Origin of the sequence: Streptomyces sp. NBC_01478 (assembly GCF_036227225.1) — a bacterium.
In the GTDB taxonomy this organism is placed as follows: domain Bacteria; phylum Actinomycetota; class Actinomycetes; order Streptomycetales; family Streptomycetaceae; genus Streptomyces.
This window is the reverse complement of record NZ_CP109444.1, coordinates 8,625,161-8,642,307: the sequence shown is the minus strand read 5'-3', so window position 1 is coordinate 8,642,307 and position 17,147 is coordinate 8,625,161. Positions and strand designations below refer to the sequence as shown.

The window sequence follows — 17,147 nt, the reverse complement described above, 5'->3', positions numbered from 1 at the left end:
CGGGGAGTTCGGTCCCGTGCTCTTGAGGTCCCACTTCTCCCACCCGACGGTGAACACAGGATGGACGGCACGTGTCGGGTCGAGGGGACCCTTGCCGAGGAAGGTACGCCGCTACGGCTCCTCGTGGGCCCCCTCGCCCGGATCGGTCAACCCGCCCTGGAGTCAGGCCTGTTCGGCAGGCTCGGGCAGCCAACTGCCGTGGAAGCCGGACGGAACCGGGTACGGCAGCTCGACGACCGCCTGCACCGCGAGGTCCGAGGCGTCGAGGACGAGCAGCTCCCCCGCCGCGCCGTCGTCGTCCGAGACGAGCGACACGAGCCAGCCCGCGTCCTCGTCGGTACCGTCCGACGCCGGTACGAAGACGGCCTCGCCGGAGTAGCGGCTGCCGGGCGTCTTGTGGACGTCACCGGTCCGGCGGGTGAGGTCGTGCTTGGCGATGCCGTCACCGTTGACGGTGTAGAGGTAGCGGTTCGGGCGCCCGGTGAGGGTCTCGTTGTGGGTGGGGAACTCGGCCTCGCGGTCGTCCAGTTGGGACTCGGTGACCCGGCCGGCCACCGGGTCCAGGGTCCACCGGTACAGGACGGAGGGGGCCTGGGTGTGCCCCGGCTCCCGCACCCCGACCGGGCCGCTCGGCACACTCGGGACGCTCTGCCCGGTGGGTCCGCCGATGTCGCCCCAGACCTTCCGGAAGCCGGCGTCGTCGTAGCGCACCGCGTCCAGGACCACACACCCCTGCGCGTCCTCATAGGCGTTGCCCACATGGAAGACGTAGCAGGGATCGACGTCGAACCAGCGCACGTCGGTGGAACCGTGCTCACGGGACATGATCCCGATCCGCGCGCCGTACGCCTCGGCCCACCGGTACGGCATCCCGCCGCGCCCGGCCAGGACGGGGTCGAAGACGACGGGCAGGTCCAGCCACACGATGTGGTGCTCGGTGATGGCGAAGTCGTGCATCATCGTCGGCCCGGGAACGTCGATCGGCCGGCTGTCGAGCAGCACGCCCTCCGGGGTGACCCGGTGGTAGGTGAGGTACGGCGGCGCGAACCCGGTCCCGAACAGGTGCAGTTCACCGGTGACCGGGTCCTCCTTGGGATGCGCGGTCATCGCGGTGGTCAGTTTCCCACCGAAGTCGTAGGGCCCCTCGGTCTCCAGCTCCGGCGTGACCCAGTAGGGAAGGCCCACCTCGCACAGGGCGAGCACGGTGTCGGCGTGCCGGATCACATGGGTGTTGGCGGGCGTGGCGGCCAGGTCGATGGTGCCGTCCGCGCGGACGAAGGGGTGGCCCTCCAACTCCCTTGTGCGGACCCACCTGTTGCGGTACCACTCGGCTCGGCCGCCGCGCAGCCGGATGCCGTGGAGCATGCCGGGGCCGGTGAACCAGTGCCCCCGGTCCTCGCCGGGCAGCGGGTTGGGGCCGTTGCGCAGATAGCGGCCGTCCAGGTCGGGCGGGAGGGTGCCCCGTACGGTGAGTTCGGCGGCGGTGTGTTCCTCGGGGACCGGCGCGAAGCGGCCCTGGAGGTAGAGGGGAACAGGGGTCTCGTTCTCGTTCTCGTTCGTCATGCCGCTTTCCGGGTGAAGTGGGCTGAGGGGTACGGGAGTTGGCCGCGGCGGCGGACACCTGTGCGGGGGGTGCCGGGTCCGCCGCCGCGGTGGTGGCGGCCGTGCTGAGCGCCGCGGCCGCCACGACTGCCGGTGAAGAAGACCCAGCGGCTCAAGTGGTGGGGCTGGAAGCCGCCTTCGCGATGAACGCGGCGACCTCGGCGGGCTTGGACACGTACACGGCGTGGCTGCCGGCGGTCTCCGTCACGGTCGCTCCGGCCCGCTCGGCCATGACGCGCTGGGCGGGCGGCGGGATCATGCGGTCGTCGGTGGCGACGAGGTAGAAACTCGGCCTGGTCTGCCAGGCGGGCTCGGTGACCGCGCCCGCCAACGCGTCCACTCCCCAGGGCACTTGGGAGTCGGCGAGGAACTGGGCGTCGGCGGCGGGCAGATCACCGGCGAAGGACGCGGCGAACTTCTCCCGGTCCAGGAAGAGGAACCCGTCGACGGGCGGCAGGATCGGCGGCACGGGCGCTCCGGGCGGCGGGTCGGCGATGAGGGTGTTCACGGACTCGCCCTTGTCGGGCGCGAACGCCGCGATGTACACGAGCGCCGACACGTTCGCGTGGGTGCCGGCCTCGGAGATCACCGCGCCGCCGTAGGAGTGTCCGACGAGTACGGTCGGGCCGTCCTGGGCGTCGAGGACCCGTTTGGTCGTGGCGACGTCGCCTTCGAGGGACAGGGTGGGGTTCTGGACGACGCTCACGTGGTAGCCGTCGGCGCGGAGCGCGTCGTAGACGCCCCGCCAGCCCGATCCGTCGACGAAACCGCCGTGCACGAGAACGACGTTCTTCGCTGTGCTCATGATGCGCCAACTCCTTTGTTGGGTGGGTGATTTGGTGCCGGTCGGTGGCGCGAGTGGGGTGGTGCCGGTTCGTGGGGTGGTGCCGTTACGGAACGGCCCGCACCTGCGGCTGGGCCTGCGCCAGGGCCATGAGCCGTGCCTGGACCCGGGCGGGGTAGACCTTCGTGAAGATCGCGGGGGCGACGAGCCCGACGACATGGGCGGTGATGCCCACCCACACCGGGGCGTCCACCGCGTTGGCGACGGCCAGGCTGACGGCGATGAAGGTGAAGCCGGCTCCCCAGGCACTGGTGATGTAGTTGTTGACCTGGAGGAACCCCGGTGTGTCCCAGTACTCGCGTGGGGTCTGCCGCTTGGCGATGCCCAGCGTGAAGGGGCTCCAGACCACCAGACTCCCCCACGCGGTGGCGGCCAGCCAGACGAACGAGATGACGTCGGTGCGGTCGGCCAGCGAGGAGTCCGGCCGGGCGACGGAGACGGCGCCGAGCACGACGAAGTACGCGAGGGTGCTGATCTCCAGGACCAGCGCGTCGAAGCCGATCCCGCGGCGACGGTCGTTCAGCATCATCAGCAGCCCCGTGACGAGACCGCCGATCGCGCCCCAGCGCCAGTCGAAGGACGAGAGGACGCCGGCGACGATCCAGGGGGCGAATCCAGGCAGATAAGCCAACATTGATTGTTCCTCGGTGGAGTGGAGTGGACGCCGACTAGATGCACGGCGGCCCTCGAAGTTCGAACCTTGCGATGTGACGCCCGCCACACCACCGTCGACGCCTAACCGGATAGTTTCATCCACTTAATGTAGGGTGGTGCGCATGACCTGTCGAGAGGAGTGGTGAGAAGCGGTGATGGAAGTCCCGATGTCACGCAAGAACTGGCTTCCACTGGGAGCCGCCGTCCTGGTGCTGAACGCGGTGCAGTGGGTGGTGTCCGAGGCGGTCGCCGCGGCCGCCTGGACCAGCCCGCCCTACAGCTACGCGACGAACTACATCAGCGACCTGGGCGTCCCCAACTGCGGCACGCGCTATCAGGGCCGCACCATCTGTTCGCCGGATCACGTGCTGATGAACACGTCGTTCATCGTCCAGGGCGTCCTGCTCGCGATCGGTGTGGTGCTGCTGGCGGTCCCGCTGCTCACGGGCCGTGCGCGCCGTGTCGTCATCGCCCTCGCGGGCGCGCACGCGGTGGGCTTCCTGCTGGTCGGTCTGTTCCACGGCTCCCCGGCCGGCCCGGCCTACAGCCTGGCGCTGCACGTCGCGGGCGCGTCGGTCGCCATCCTGTGCGCGAACACGGTCGTGATCATGGCGGGCTCGCTGCGGAGCCTCCGACTGCCGCGCGCGTACCGCGTGTTCAGCATCGCGGTCGGCGCCCTGGGCCTGCTGAGCGAGGCGTTCGTGGGGGCCTCGACGAGCACGGCCGGCATCTTCGAGCGGGGCGGTGTCTACTCATGGCTGCTGTGGAGCGTCGTAACGGGCGTATCGCTCCTGGTCAGGCAGGCGCGCCGCACCGCCGGGGCGAAGATGCCGGAGAATGTCCCGGCGTGAGCCCGGATACCCAGCACCAACGCCCACGCCCGCTGCGAGCGGACGCGGAGCGGAACCGCCGTCTGATCATGACGACGGCCGACCGCCTGTTCGCCCGGCGAGGGGCCACGGTCCCTCTCAACGAGATCGCCCGCGAGGCGGGCATCGGCGTCGGCACGGTCTACCGCCGCTTCCCGGACCTCCAGTCACTGGTGGACGCCCTGTTCACGGAACGCTTCGCGGTGTTCCTGCACCTGGCGGCCAAGGCCACGGAACTGCCGGACCCGGCCCAGTCGCTACGGCACTACCTGATGGCGGCGGCACAGTGGCGGGCCGAGGACCGGGCCCTGGAGGTCATCCTGGCCAACGCGAGCGTCGACACGGGACCGGTCGCCCGGACCCGCGACCAGCTCGGCCGCCTCGTCGACGGCCTCGTGGAACGAGCCGTGGCGGCGGGCGCGGTCCGCGAGGACTTCGCCAGCGCCGACGTGTACGCCTTCCTGTACATGATCGGCGCCGTCGCCGACCGCACGCACGACGTGGCACCGGACGCCTGGCGCCGCTACGCGGAGGTGCTGATGGTCGGGTTCGGGCTGGCGGGGCCGGCGGCGGAGGGCGCGTCGGCGCTGACGGACGAGCAGTTGCTGGACAGTTGGCCGAAGCCTTCACGGGAGCAGGGGTAGCGGGTGCGCGCCGGGGAGACCGAGGGCCGGTCACCGGTCACACCAGGCGCCTGATCTCCCCACGCACCCGGTAGAAGCCGGCCGAGGAGGAGTGCAGCGCGTCCACCACATAGCGGGCGCCGGGCTCGCGGATCGCCCGCGGGAACTGGACGTTCCATCCCGAGTCGTAGCCCTCGGAGACCACATGCACGCGCACTCGGCCTCCGTGCTCGAAGCACTCCACGACGACTCCGCTCCCGGGGGCGGGAACAGCGCTGACCGTGGCGACGGACGCGGCGGTGGTCAGTGGTGCGTACGTCGGCATGGCGGCCGCCAGCTTGATGTCCGCGGCGACGGGGACGGTGCCCGACTGCGCGGCGTTGATCGCGGCCTCGCTCGCGTCGACGCACGCGAGTGAGCCGTCCGTGGAGACGATGTACAGCCGCTCGTCGTGGTACTGCATGGAGAGCGCCGAGCCGCCACCCGTGCCGAGTTTCCACAGGCGGGTGCCGTCGGCGGTGAAGCAGTAGACGGAGGACGCCGAGTCGCCCGCGAAGACGTACCGCCCGCCGGGGGACGTGGCGCACGAGTACACGGCGGCGTCGCACTGGTAGGAGGCCTCGATCGCCCCGGTGGACTTCGCGAGCCGCTGGACGACCCGGCGGCCCGTCCCGGCGTAGACCGCGTTCTCCTCCTGCCAGCCGAAGAGCACATTGCCGGTGGTCGCGGTGTGCCAGAGCTGCCTGGCGCCGTCCGCCGCGTAGGCCGTCACGCCGTGGCTGTGGCCGTGGTAGACGGCGTGGTCGTCGGCCCGCACCATCCAGGCGTTGTCCCCGGACGAGTTGCGCGACCACTGGAGCTCGTCCTCGTGGTCGATGACCGTCAGACCGCCGTTGCGGTCGGAGACGTTCAGCACGCCCGCGTGGATGTCCAGCCAGAAGATGTCCACCTCGGCGGCGATGTCGTAGGCCGCGAACGGCACCTTCGAGGAGAGGTCGTAGACCCGGCCGTCGTCACAGCCCGCGTAGATCCAGAAGTCGTCCGCCACAAGGCACTTGACGCCGTCGGGCAGGGAGTAGTGCGCCAGCACCTCGCCGTCGTGGCTCAGGTTGTAGACATTGCCGTTCTGGTTGCCGACCCAGCAGCGGTCCTCGTCGACATGGATGCCGAACGCCGAGGCGCCCGTACGGAACCGCCACAGCACCGGGGCGGTCGCCCGCGCCGTCGACGGGGCGGACGTCACCTGACGGCGCGTCACGGCGCGGGCCGCCCGCTGCCCCTGGACGGCGGGCGCGTACCCCTTGCGCACCTTCTCGGCTATCTTCTTCGCCGCCGCGGCCTTCGCCTTCTCGCCGGTCGGGAAGGTGGTGATCTGGCGCTGCCCGTCCACCCCGATCCGCCCGTACCGCACGGAGACGGTGGTCCCCTCGACAGTCACCTCGTAGAACTTGTGCGCACCGCCGCTCTCCTGCGAGAGCTCCAGATACGTCGTGTTCCCCGACTGTCGTGTCTGCGCAGCGGACACAGCACACCCCTCCCCAAAGACCCGGTCGGCCGCTACGGCCGATCTCCAGTGACTCCAAACTAGTGGTCTCCACTGACATCGAGGCCCCGGGCAGGATTCGGGTGGTTCCGCGGGGGGTTGAGTGCCCGTCAGGCACGTCGGATGCGTCAGACCCGTGCGTCCGGTGCACAGCCCCGCAGGACGAACGCGATCACGTCGTCCAGACCGCGCTCCGCGACCTCCGGCGCGAGCAGGCCGTTGGCGGCGAGATCGGCATAGCCGTGCGGCGTCGCGAAGACCGGGATGCCGATGATGTCGAGGGGGCCCTCGCGCACCTCGCCCTTCAACGCGACCCTCGTCGACCGACGCGGGCGGCCGGGCCTACGTCGCGGACGCCACCGCCGCCGGGATCGACGTGTCGGCGAAACCGGCCTCGGCGCTGCCCAACGGGCTGGACCGTGCCGTACCGAACGTGGACGTCGAGGGCGACTCGCTGCCGGCACGCGGCACGAACACACCGACAACTCCGCCGCCCGCACCACGCCCCGCACAGGCCAAGAATCGGTAATGATTGTCATTATTGAGTATTACCCCATGGTGGTGAAAATCGTTTCCATCTACGGTCGGAGGTGTTCCGCTCCACGGGGCCCGGCCCACGTGTGAGGTCCCTCAGCCCGTCAAGGAGAACCCCGTCGTGCGCACTGCCGGCACCCCCCTATCCCGATACCGATCCCGCCCCGCACGCATCGCCGTCGGAGGCTCGGCCGCCCTCGCGGTGCTGACCGCCGTCAGCGGCTGCTCCACCGCCTCTTCCGACGACACCGCGAACGCCGGGTCGACGACGGCGGGCAGAACCGTCAAGGTCGTAGCGGCGGAGAACTTCTGGGGCAGCATCGCCACCCAACTCGGCGGCACCCACGCGCAGGTCAAGAGCATCATCAACAACCCGAACGCCGACCCGCACGACTACGAACCGACCGCGGCCGACGGCCGGTTGGTGGCAGGCGCCCAGTACACGATCGTCAACGGCATCGGCTACGACGCCTGGGCGGACAAGTTGCTGTCCGCCAACCCCGAGAGCGGCCGTACCGATCTGAAGGTCGGCGACCTGGTGGGCATCAAGCCGGGCGGCAACCCGCACCGCTGGTACTCGCCGGACAACGTCCACCAGGTCATCGAGAGGATCACCGCCGACTACAAGAAGCTGGACCCGGCCGACGCCGCCTACTTCGACGCGCGGAAGACGACCTTCGAGACCAAGACCCTGGCGCCGTACGACAAGTTGATCGCCGCCATCAAGGCCAAGTACGCCAACACCCCGATCGGCGCCTCGGAGTCCATCGTGACCCCGCTCGCCGAAGGGCTCGGCCTGAAGATGCTCACGCCGGAGTCCTTCCTGGACGCCATCAGCGAAGGCACCGACCCGACGGCCAGGGACAAGCAGACGATCGACCGGCAGATCAGCCAGAAGCTGATCAAGGTGTACGTCTACAACAGCCAGAACGCCACCCCGGACGTACAGGCCCAGGTCGACGCGGCCAAGGCCGAGGGCATACCGGTCGCGACGGTGACCGAGACCCTCACTCCGGCCGGGGCCTCCTTCCAGGCTTGGCAGGTACGGCAGTTGGAGGGCATCGAGAAGGCCCTGGGGCAGGCGACGGGCAGGTGAGCACGGTGAAACCGGTGACCCGGGCGGGGGACTTGGTCCGGCACCGGGTCCCTGGACAAGCGGCCGAGCCGCCCTCCCCCGTCGTGTCGCTGCGCGGCGCCGCCGTGCGCGTCGGCGGCCGCACCCTGTGGTCCGGTGTCGATCTGGACGTCGGCGCCGGGGAGTTCGTGGCCGTCCTCGGTCCCAACGGGGTCGGCAAGTCGACCCTGGTCAAGGTGCTGCTCGGCATCCTGCCTCCCGCCGCCGGTGAGGTCGGTGTGCTGGGCGAGGCGCCCGGCCGGGTGGGCCACCGCGTCGGCTATCTGCCGCAGCGCCGCAGCTTCGACGCGAGCCTGCGCATCCGCGGCACCGACATCGTGCGCCTCGGCCTGGACGGCGACCGCTGGGGCGTACCGCTGCCGGTGCCCGCCCGGTTCAGTGCCCGGCGCCGGGCGGCCCGGGACCGTATCGCCGAGGTCGTCGAGCTGGTCGGCGCGAGCGCGTACGCGCACCGGCCGATCGGCGAGTGCTCGGGCGGGGAGCAGCAGCGGCTGCTGATCGCGCAGGCACTGGTCCGCGGCCCCGAACTGCTGCTGCTGGACGAGCCGTTGGACAGCCTCGACCTGTCGCACCAGGGCGCGGTCGCCGCGCTGATCGGGCGGATCTGCCGGGAGGCCGGCGTCAGCGTCGTCATGGTCGCGCACGACGTCAACCCGATCCTGCCGTGGCTGGACCGGGTGGTGTACATCGCGGAGGGCGGTGCGGTCGCGGGCCGTCCGCGGGAGGTGATCACCACCGAGACGCTGTCGCGGCTGTACGGCGTGCCGGTGGAGGTGCTGCGCACCGGCGACGGGCGGCTGGTGGTCGTCGGCCAGCCCGAGGCACCCGCCCGCCACACCGACCGGCACGCGGAGGGAGGCGGCCGTGAACTGGGCTGACGCGAGCGCCGGTTGGTCGTGGAATCCGGTGACCGACCTCCAGCAGATCTGGGCGTTCCCGTTCATGGTCAACGCGTTCCGGGCCGGTACGGTCGTGGCCGTGCTGGCCGCCGTGATGGGCTGGTTCATGGTGCTGCGCCGGCAGAGCTTCGCCGGACACACGCTGGCCCTGGTCAGCTTTCCCGGCGCGGCCTGCGCGACGCTGCTGGGCATCGGTGCGGGCTTCGGCTACTTCGCGTTCTGCGTCGGCGGCGCCCTGGTGATCGCCGCGATACCGCGCGCCGGGCAGGGCGGCAGCGGCCAGGAGTCGGCGCTGACCGGCACGGTCCAGGCGTTCCTGCTGGCCTGCGGATTCCTCTTCGTCGCCCTCTACAAAGGGTTCCTCGGCGGGGTCAACTCCCTGTTGTTCGGCAGCTTCCTGGGCATCACCACCGCCCAGGTGACGGTGCTGACGGTCGCGGCGGCCCTCGCGCTCGGCGTGCTGGCGGTCATCGGACGTCCGCTGCTGTTCGCCTCCGTCGACGAGAACGTCGCTGTCGGACGCGGGGTGCCGGTGCGGGCGCTGTCCGTGGTCTTCCTCGTCCTGCTCGGGACGGCGACCGCGGAGGCCAGTCAGATCACCGGCACGCTGCTGGTGTTCGCCCTGCTGGTGATGCCGGCCGCTGCCGCCCAACAGCTCACCGCACGGCCCGCGTTGAGCCTGGCGCTGTCGGTGCTCATCGCGCTCGCGGTGACCTGGACCGGGCTGATCGCCGCCTACTACTCGCCGTACCCGATCGGTTTCTACGTGACGACCTTCGCGTTCGCCGTCCACGTCCTGGCCCGCGCGGCCCGCACCCTCGACTCGGCCGTGGACAGGCGTCGGTTCGCGGGAGCGGGTGCCGTCGTATGAGCGCCTTCACGCACCCGTACTTCGTGCACGCGCTGCTGGCCGGCACCGCGATCGCCCTGGCGGCCGGCCTGGTGGGCCACTTCCTGGTGCTGCGCGCCCAGGTGTTCACCGGCGACGCGCTCAGCCACGTCGCGTTCACCGGGGCGCTCGCGGCTCTCGCACTCGGCTACGACCTGCGGCTGGGGCTGTTCGCGGCCACCGTGCTGTTCGCGGTGCTGCTCGGCGCGCTGGGCCCCCGCGGTCGTACCGACGACGTCGCCATCGGCAGCGTCTTCTCCTGGATCCTGGGCCTGGGCGTCTTCTTCCTCACCCTCTACACCACGTCCCGCAACACGGGGAACGGCACCGCCGGGGTCAACGTCCTCTTCGGCTCGATCTTCGGCCTCTCCTCCGGTCAGGCCGAACTGGCGGCCCTCGTCGCGGGCTTGATCTGTCTCGCCGTCCTCGCGATCGCCCGTCCTCTCCTCTTCGCCTCCGTCGACGAGGCGGTGGCGGCGGCCCGCCGCGTGCCCGTACGGCTGCTGGGGCTCGTCTTCCTGATCCTGGTCGGTGCCTGCGCGGCCGAGGCGGCCCAGGCGGTCGGCTCACTGCTGCTGCTCGGTCTGCTCGCCGCCCCCGCCGGAGCCGCGGCGCACCTCACCGACCGGCCCTACCACTCCCTCGCCCTGTCCGCGGGACTCGCGGTGGCGGAGATGTGGGCGGGCCTCGCCCTGAGCTACTCCGTCCCCCAACTGCCGCCCAGCTTCGCCATCATGGCCGTCGCCACGGCCGTCTACGCGGTCGCGATGATCGCCGTACGCCGGCCCCGCGCCCGCGTCGGACTCGCGGAGGCGTGATGGGCGTACCGGCCGACGACCTGGATCTCATCGGCCGCCGTACCGCCCAACGCGCCAGCGTGGTCAGGGCGTTGATCGACCGCGGCGGCTTCGTCGGCGCCCGCGCCCTGCACGGCGAACTGCGGATGCAGGGCGCGCGGGTGGGCCTCAACACGGTCTACCGCACCCTGGCCGCCCTCGTGGACGCCGGCCGCGCCGACGTCGTACGCGACCGGGGTGGTGAACGCCTGTTCCGGCACCGGCCGTTCCCCGGGCATCAGCACTATCTGCTGTGCCGTGCCTGCGGGTTGAGCATCCCGGTCGACTCGGAGGCGGTCGAGAGCTGGGCCGGGCGGGTGGCCGACACCTCCGGCTTCGCGGAGGTCGAGCACACCGTCGAGCTGAGCGGTCTGTGCCCGCGGTGCCGCGCGTCGTAGGCCGGCGCGGCGATGGCCGCATCACCATGTTGATAATGGCATCCATTTTCATATAACGTCGGCTCACCGACACCCGTCACCGTCGTCAAGGAGAACCCCATGGCCGTTCCCAAGCGGAAGATGTCCCGCAGCAACACCCGCCACCGGCGCGCCCAGTGGAAGGCGGCCACGCCGGCGCTCGTGCCGGTCACCATCGACGGCGTCCCGTACCTGGTGCCCCAGCGGCTGGCGAAGGCGTACGAGCGCGGGCTGCTGCGCCCCGAGGGCTGACAACTGCGTAAGCCTCCCCCTGATCAGGCCTGCTCGAAGTGACTCGGTCTGCCGTCGCGCTCGATCACCCGGCCCCATCGGGTCGCCCGGTCCCGGGGCATGAGCGTCCAGGTCCCGTCCTCGCGGCGCAGGGCCGCGGAGTGCCACGGCGTGGTCCAGGCATCGGGCGCGTCGAGGAGGCGGATGCCGAACTTGGGTGCGCCGACGGGCTGGGGGTGGATGGACAGGCGTACGGCGTGGGGGTGGTGGTCGGCGACGAGGTCGCCCCAGGCGCGGCTGCGCTGGATGACGCCGTACGCCCGTTGCCGGCAGGCGCGTTGCAGCGCCGAGCGGGTGCCGCGGTGGTCGGCGGTGTCCTCCACGAGGAACCGGGTGATCCCCCGGTACAGCGCCAGCGCGTTGTCGTCGGCGCGGATCTCGGTGCGCAGGGCGTCGAGGGTGGGTGCGTACCGCTCGTGGACATGGACGCGTTTCGCGTCGTGCGGCAGATCGCCCAGGACGTCGCGCAGGTCGAAGACCGACAGTCTCTCCAGGCCCAAATCACTTATGAGTAGGCGGAGTTCGTCGGCATAGGCGTCGATGTGCCCGTCGGGGACGCCGATGAGGTCGCCGAAGACGTGGCCGTCGGAGCAGATGACCATGCGGGCGCCCGGTGGGTAGACGCGCTCGATCTCCGTGCACAGGGTGTTCAGGAAGGTGAGGGAGAGGCGTTCGCCCATGTCGGGGAGGTGGCCGAGGACCTTGGCCGGGTTGGGGGACTTGCACGGGAAGCCGGGCAGGGTGAAGGCGATGGGGGCGCCCGCGCGGACGAAGTCGGCGATCCGGCCCAGTTGTCGAGGGAACGCCTCGGCCGGGGCGTGGCTCCGGTCGGTCGTGCGGTGGTGCGGCAGGAGCAGGTTCAGGATCGCGGCGCCGGTGCTCGTGGGGAGCGTGTCCGGCGTGGTTGTCGACGGCATGGTGTTCCTCCGGGAGACGTGCGGGCATGACGGCATGGCGCCGTGGCAGGTCGTGGCCGGGCGCGGTGTGCCGGTGGGGCGGGTCAGGCGGAGCCGGGGCGGGCGTTCTCGCCCGCCCCGGTCATCCGGGGGCCCGGGTCAGAGGCGTCGGTCGTAGCCGACGGGGAGACGGTTCGTGCCGCGGCCCAGGACGGCCGGGATCCACTCGATGTCCTCGTCCCTGACGGCCGGTTGGAGGCCGGGGAGGCGGGCGAGGAGGGTGCCGAGCGCGGTCTGGAGTTCGGCGCGGGCGAGGGCGGCGCCGGGGCAGAAGTGGATGCCGTGGCCGAAGGCCAGGTGGGGGTTCGGGGAGCGGTCGAGGTCGAGGGTGTCGGGGTCCGGGAAGCGGCGCGGGTCGCGGTTGGCCGCGCACAGGGAGACGATCACCGAGTCGCCGGCCGGGACCTCGGTGCCGTGCAGGTCGCTGTCCTGGTCGAAGAAGCGCCAGGTCGTCAGCTCGAAGGCGCTGTCGTAGCGCAGGAGTTCCTCGACCGCGCGGGGCAGGAGAGCGGGGTCGTCGCGCAGGCGGGTGAGCTGGTCCGGGTTGCGGAAGAGGGCGATCAGGGCGGTGGTGATCTGGTTGGTGACCGGTTCCTGGCCGGCGACCAGGAGCTGGAAGATCATCGAGTCCAGCTCCTCCTGGGACAGTTCGCGGCGGTCACGGGCCACGACGAGGCGGCTGAGCAGGTCGTCCTCCCCGTGTTCGCGCTTGTGGGCGACGACCTCGGCGATATAGCTCTGGAGGCCGTGCAGGCGGGCTTCGTAGCGCGGCCGTCCGGGGTCGGTGGGGCCGACCGGCTGGACGACCTTGCCCCAGTCGCGGTCGAAGCGGTCCGCCAACTCCCGTGGCAGGCCGATGACTTCGGCGAGCACTTGGAAGGGGAAGCGGGCGGCGAAGCCCGACACGAGATCGACGGGGCCGGACGGGGGCAGGGCGTCGACGAGTGCGTCCGCCAACTCCTGGAAGCGCGGGCGGAGTTCCTCGATCCGGCGGGGCGTGAACGCGTCGGTCACGAAGCTCCGCATGCGGGTGTGCTGCGGCGGGTCCTGGTGGAGCAGGTGGACCTGGAGCCGGGAGTGCTGCGGCTCCGGCATGATCGAGGCGCGGGCCCGCCAACTGTCGTTGCCGCGCTCGTGGTTCTTGCCGAGACGGTCGTCGTTCAGGGCGGAGTGGGCGGCTTCGTAGCCGGTGACGAGCCACGCCCGTACACCGCTGGGGAAGAGGACGCGGTGGACCGGGCCCGCTTCGCGCATCTCCTCGTAGAGGGGATAGGGGTCGGCCTTGTAGGGGCAGCCCATCAGCGGTACGGGCTCGGCCACAGGCTCTTGGACGGTCATGAACGAGGCTCCTCAGAGGGCGAGTTCGGGCTGGTGGTGGTCGAGCCAGAGGGCGAGGTCGACGACGCGCTCCAGCCGCAGGCGGTGGCCCCACTCCAGTTGGTCGGGCGGGGTGTCGAGGCTGGGCTTGATGCGGGTCTCGTCGGCCAGGGCGCGGACCTGTTCGGTGGCGAGGGCGTCGCGGGCCATGCTCTGGAGGCCGCGGTTGTAGTCGGGGTGGTGGGTGGCCGGGTAGTGGTTCTTGGGGCGCCACAGGACCGACTCCGGTGCCAGGCCGGTACCGGCCGCGCGCAGCAGACTCTTCTCCCGGCCGTCGTGACTCTTCAGCGCCCAGGGGGTGTTGAAGGCGTACTCGACGAGCCGGTGGTCGCAGTACGGGACCCGGACCTCCAGGCCCTGCGCCATGCTCAACCGGTCCTTGCGGTGCAGGAGTTGGCGCAGCCAGCGGGTCAGGGAGAGGTGCTGCAGCTCGCGCTGCCGGTGTTCGGCGGGTGTCTCGTCGCCCGCATGCGGTACGGCGGCCAGCGCGCTGCGGTAGGTGTCGGCACGGAACTCCCCTATGCGCAGGTCGAGTTCGGGGTTGAGCGGCATCGCGGCCTCGTCGCCCGTCACCAGCAGCCAGGGGAAGGTGTCCGCGGCGAGTGCCTTGGGATGGTGGAACCAGGGGTAGCCGCCGAAGACCTCGTCCGCCGCCTCGCCGGACAGGGCGACGGTCGAGTGCCGTCGTATCTCGCCGAAGAGGAGGTACAGCGAGGTGTCCATGTCGCCGACGCCGATCGGCGAGTCACGGGCCACGACGACCGCCTTGCGGTGCTCGGGGTCGAGCAGGGCGAGCGGGTCGAGGACGACGGTGCTGTGGTCGGTGCCGATGAAGGCGCCGGCCTCGGTGGCGAACGGGGTGTCGTGGCCGGTGCGCAGCACGTCCCCCGTGAACCGTGACGCCTGGTCGCTGTAGTCGACGGCGTACGAGCGGATACGGGCGTCCTGGCCCTCGCGCAGCCGGAGTTCGTCGGCGAGCAGGGCGGTCAGGACGGTGGAGTCGAGGCCGCCGGAGAGCAGGCTGCACAGGGGGACGTCGGCTTCGAGTTGGCTGCGCGCGGCCGTTCCGACGAGCTCGCGGATCCGCTCGACGGTCGTGTCCTGGTCGTCGCCGTGGGCGCCCGCCTCCAACTGCCAGTAACGGCGCTCTCGGACGCCGTCCCGGTCCAGGACGAGCAGGCCGCCGGGCTCGACCTCGCGGACGCCGGACCACACGGTCGGCCCGGTGTTGAAGAGCAGGCTGTACGCCTCCCGGAGGCCGTCGGCGTCCACGCGGGGCTGTATCTCCGGGTGCGCGAACAGGGCCTTGGGCTCGGACGCGAAGGCGAGGCCGCCGTCAACCGCCGCCCAGTACAAGGGTTTTACGCCGAGCCGGTCGCGGACCAGCAGCAGGCGCCGGGCGCGCTCGTCCCAGACGGCGAAGGCGAACATGCCCTCCAGTCGGTCGGCCATCGCCTCGCCCCACTCGGCGTAGGCGCGCAGCACCACTTCGGTGTCGCTGCGGGTGCGGAACTCGTGCCCCAACCCGCGTAGTTCCAACCTGAGTTGATGGTGGTTGTAGACCTCACCGCTGTAACTGAGCACCGTGTCGGACCGCCGGTCGGTCATCGGCTGCACGCCGCCCGCCAGGTCGATGACGGACAGCCGGCGGTGGCCGATCGCGGCGTGCTCGCCGAGCCACACGCCTCCGGCGTCGGGGCCGCGCGGGGTGAGGGTGGCGGTCATGGCCTCGATGACCGGGGCCTGGGTGCGGGCGTCGTGACGGAAGGACGCCCAGCCGGTGATTCCGCACATGAGGAGGCTCCTGGGTCAGTGGTGGGCGGCGGGCGCCGCATCGGCGGTCTTCTCGGGCTTCTCTGGCTTCGCTGGCACGGGCGTGGACCTCCCGCCGGACAGGGCGAGCAGGGCTACGGCGAGACAGGCGGCCGTGGCGGCCAGGGCGAGCCCCGCCCGTGCTCCGCCGGCCAACGCCCAGGCAGTGGTGGCCAGGGCCGGGCCGAGGGTGAAGCCCAGGCTGCGGGCGAGCTGCACCGTCGAACCGACGGTCGCCGTCCGGTCGGGCGGCGCGGCGCCCATGACCAGGGCCTGGGTCGGACCGCCGTACAGCCCCATGCCGGTGCCGGCCAGCGCCAGCCGCCAGGCCACGTCCGCCGTCGACCAGCCGTCGCCGAGCGGGACGAGCAGGAGCAGTCCTGCGGCGGTGACCGCGGCGCCGGTGACCGCGACCGGCCACGCGCCGAACCGGTCGGCGAGCCGTCCGCCGAACGGGCCCGCCAGACCCATGCCGAGCGGGAAGGCGAGCACGGTCAGGCCGGTCGTGGTGGCGCTCAGCCCGTCGTCGCGCTGGAGGTGCAGGGCGACGACGTAGTGCATGGCGGCGAAGCCTGCCGCGAGGGCCAGCACCGCCCCATGGGCCGGGAACAGTCCCGTTGTGCGCAGTACGCCGGTCACCGGACGTCCGCCGGGGCCGCGCAGCCACCGCCTCAGCGGCGGTACGGCGGCCAGGGCGAGGAGCGACCAGGCCGGGTCGTCCGCCGTCAGCGTGAGCGCCAGCAGCAGGGCCGCGACGCCGGCGGCCACCAGCAGGGCGTCGGTCATGGACCGGCGATCGGGTGCCCGCAGCCTGCCGCTCCTCGGCATCGCCTTCCAGGCGACGACCAGCGCGAGCACGCAGAACGGGATCTTGACCAGGAAGACGGCCCGCCAGCCCAGATGGTCGAGCAGCAGCCCGCCCACCGCCGGTCCGGTCACCGCGCCCAGCGGGCCGAGCGTCGCGGGGACGCTCATCGCCCGCGCCCTCGACTCCGGTCGTACGGAAAGGATCGCGAGCACCGGCATCAGGACGAACAGCACCGCCCCGAACGCGCCCTGCGCGAGGCGGGCCGCGATCAGCCAGGCCGCCCAGGGAGCGGCGGCGGCAAGGGCGCTGCACAGTCCGAACCCGGCGGCCGCCATCAGCACCGCCGAGCGCGGCCCCACCCCGTCCAGCCAGCGGCCGACCGGCAACAGCAGGGCCACGACGGGGAGTTGATAGCCCAGCACGGCCCACTGCGCGGTCGCGGCGGAGACGTGCAGACCGTCGGCGATGTCCGCCAGGGCCACGTTGACGATGTTCATGTCGAGCATCGCGATGAACGACAGCACGCCCGCCACCGCCACCAGCAGCCAGCGGTCCTCCTGTGCCGGGCCGGCGGATGCTCGGCCGGGCTGTTCCGAACCGGGACTTCGGTGCGTCACCTCTGTGCCCCTCCCCTCACGGGTGGGCTGCCGGACAGCAGCCTCGTCCCACAAGTCGGGGGAAATCCGGGGTGAGTTCCCGGGCGGCGGCCGGCAAAACAGTGAGCGATGTCCGGGCCGAAGGAGGGAACTCCGCGCCCCGCTCGGCCGACTACTGAAGCGATCCCCGAGACAACAACCGACCCTCAGGACAACAGGAGTTCCCCATGGCTCAGAAGCGGTACACCGTCACCGGCATGACCTGCGAGCACTGCGCGGCGAGCGTCAGGGAGGAGGTGTCCGAGGTGGCGGGCGTGAGCGAGGTCGTGGTCGACGTCGCCGCGAACTCCGTCACCGTGCACGGCACGGACCTCGACGACGCGCGGCTGCGCGCGGCCGTCGTCGAGGCCGGGTACACCGTCGCCGACCCGGTCGCCGCCTGACCGAGCCGGGACGGGCAGGA

General features: G+C 71.5%; 19 protein-coding genes. 9 read left to right on the top strand and 10 right to left on the bottom strand.

The window, feature by feature from the left end; all coding sequences use genetic code 11:
* Nucleotides 1–162 precede the first annotated feature (162 nt).
* The 3 genes from OG223_RS39105 to OG223_RS39095 form a co-directional block, all read right to left on the bottom strand.
* A complete protein-coding gene (locus tag OG223_RS39105; protein ID WP_329259291.1) occupies nt 163–1,563 on the bottom strand; it encodes a carotenoid oxygenase family protein in 1,401 nt (466 codons plus the stop codon).
* A 151-nt stretch (nt 1,564–1,714) separates the two neighbouring features.
* A complete protein-coding gene (locus OG223_RS39100; RefSeq protein WP_329259288.1) occupies nt 1,715–2,407 on the bottom strand; it encodes an alpha/beta hydrolase in 693 nt (230 codons plus the stop codon).
* A gap of 85 nt (nt 2,408–2,492) precedes the next feature.
* Nucleotides 2,493–3,080: a hypothetical protein gene (locus tag OG223_RS39095; RefSeq protein WP_329259286.1), complete on the bottom strand. Its 588-nt coding sequence runs from the start codon at nt 3,078–3,080 to the stop codon at nt 2,493–2,495.
* Between the two features lie 187 nt (nt 3,081–3,267).
* Here OG223_RS39095 and OG223_RS39090 point away from each other — a divergent pair, with 187 nt between their 5' ends.
* Complete coding sequence (locus tag OG223_RS39090; RefSeq protein ID WP_329259285.1) at nt 3,268–3,951, top strand: DUF998 domain-containing protein; 684 nt, start codon at nt 3,268–3,270, stop codon at nt 3,949–3,951.
* Nucleotides 3,952–4,019: 68 nt separating this feature from the next.
* Entirely contained in the window at nt 4,020–4,613 is a 594-nt protein-coding gene (locus OG223_RS39085) for a TetR/AcrR family transcriptional regulator (RefSeq protein ID WP_329259282.1), read from the top strand.
* Between the two features lie 37 nt (nt 4,614–4,650).
* Here the strand turns inward: OG223_RS39085 and OG223_RS39080 are convergent, their stop codons facing one another.
* From OG223_RS39080 to OG223_RS39070, 3 genes are all read right to left on the bottom strand, one after another.
* Nucleotides 4,651–6,117 (bottom strand): WGR domain-containing protein, encoded by a 1,467-nt coding sequence (locus tag OG223_RS39080; RefSeq protein WP_329259279.1) that lies wholly within the window; start codon nt 6,115–6,117, stop codon nt 4,651–4,653.
* Between the two features lie 146 nt (nt 6,118–6,263).
* Nucleotides 6,264–6,443, bottom strand: a complete 180-nt coding sequence (locus OG223_RS39075) for a hypothetical protein (protein WP_329259276.1) — start codon at nt 6,441–6,443, stop codon at nt 6,264–6,266.
* A gap of 34 nt (nt 6,444–6,477) precedes the next feature.
* Nucleotides 6,478–6,612: a hypothetical protein gene (locus OG223_RS39070; RefSeq protein WP_329259273.1), complete on the bottom strand. Its 135-nt coding sequence runs from the start codon at nt 6,610–6,612 to the stop codon at nt 6,478–6,480.
* Between the two features lie 178 nt (nt 6,613–6,790).
* On the opposite strand from OG223_RS39070, the gene OG223_RS39065 reads away from it, so the two are divergent.
* From OG223_RS39065 to rpmF, 6 genes are all read left to right on the top strand, one after another.
* Complete coding sequence (locus OG223_RS39065) at nt 6,791–7,765, top strand: metal ABC transporter solute-binding protein, Zn/Mn family (protein WP_329259271.1); 975 nt, start codon at nt 6,791–6,793, stop codon at nt 7,763–7,765.
* A gap of 83 nt (nt 7,766–7,848) precedes the next feature.
* Nucleotides 7,849–8,682, top strand: a complete 834-nt coding sequence (locus OG223_RS39060; RefSeq protein ID WP_443073862.1) for a metal ABC transporter ATP-binding protein — start codon at nt 7,849–7,851, stop codon at nt 8,680–8,682.
* Nucleotides 8,669–9,574 carry a metal ABC transporter permease gene (locus OG223_RS39055; protein ID WP_329259266.1) on the top strand — a complete coding sequence of 302 codons (906 nt, stop codon included), beginning with the start codon at nt 8,669–8,671 and terminating at the stop codon, nt 9,572–9,574. The genes OG223_RS39060 and OG223_RS39055 overlap by 14 nt, the downstream gene beginning before the upstream one ends.
* Complete coding sequence (locus OG223_RS39050; RefSeq protein ID WP_329259262.1) at nt 9,571–10,410, top strand: metal ABC transporter permease; 840 nt, start codon at nt 9,571–9,573, stop codon at nt 10,408–10,410. Before OG223_RS39055 ends, OG223_RS39050 begins: the two co-directional genes overlap by 4 nt.
* Nucleotides 10,410–10,826 carry a Fur family transcriptional regulator gene (locus OG223_RS39045; protein ID WP_329259259.1) on the top strand — a complete coding sequence of 139 codons (417 nt, stop codon included), beginning with the start codon at nt 10,410–10,412 and terminating at the stop codon, nt 10,824–10,826. Before OG223_RS39050 ends, OG223_RS39045 begins: the two co-directional genes overlap by 1 nt.
* Before the next feature lie 99 nt (nt 10,827–10,925).
* Complete coding sequence (gene rpmF / locus OG223_RS39040; protein WP_329259256.1) at nt 10,926–11,096, top strand: 50S ribosomal protein L32; 171 nt, start codon at nt 10,926–10,928, stop codon at nt 11,094–11,096.
* Nucleotides 11,097–11,119: 23 nt separating this feature from the next.
* On the opposite strand, the gene OG223_RS39035 is transcribed toward rpmF, so the two are convergent.
* The 4 genes from OG223_RS39035 to OG223_RS39020 all read right to left on the bottom strand — a co-directional run bounded on the left by OG223_RS39035 (nt 11,120) and on the right by OG223_RS39020 (nt 16,705).
* Nucleotides 11,120–12,052, bottom strand: coding sequence for an isocyanide synthase family protein (locus OG223_RS39035; protein WP_329259253.1), 933 nt, complete (start codon nt 12,050–12,052; stop codon nt 11,120–11,122).
* A 138-nt stretch (nt 12,053–12,190) separates the two neighbouring features.
* Nucleotides 12,191–13,429 (bottom strand): cytochrome P450 family protein, encoded by a 1,239-nt coding sequence (locus OG223_RS39030; protein ID WP_329259251.1) that lies wholly within the window; start codon nt 13,427–13,429, stop codon nt 12,191–12,193.
* 12 nt (nt 13,430–13,441) lie between these two features.
* The gene (gene asnB, locus OG223_RS39025; RefSeq protein ID WP_329259249.1) at nt 13,442–15,262 is read right to left on the bottom strand and encodes an asparagine synthase (glutamine-hydrolyzing); all 1,821 of its coding nucleotides are present in this window, start codon (nt 15,260–15,262) and stop codon (nt 13,442–13,444) included.
* 15 nt (nt 15,263–15,277) lie between these two features.
* Nucleotides 15,278–16,705, bottom strand: a complete 1,428-nt coding sequence (locus tag OG223_RS39020) for an MFS transporter (protein WP_329259247.1) — start codon at nt 16,703–16,705, stop codon at nt 15,278–15,280.
* A gap of 206 nt (nt 16,706–16,911) precedes the next feature.
* On the opposite strand from OG223_RS39020, the gene OG223_RS39015 reads away from it, so the two are divergent.
* Complete coding sequence (locus OG223_RS39015) at nt 16,912–17,127, top strand: heavy-metal-associated domain-containing protein (protein ID WP_329259244.1); 216 nt, start codon at nt 16,912–16,914, stop codon at nt 17,125–17,127.
* Nucleotides 17,128–17,147: the final 20 nt, after the last annotated feature.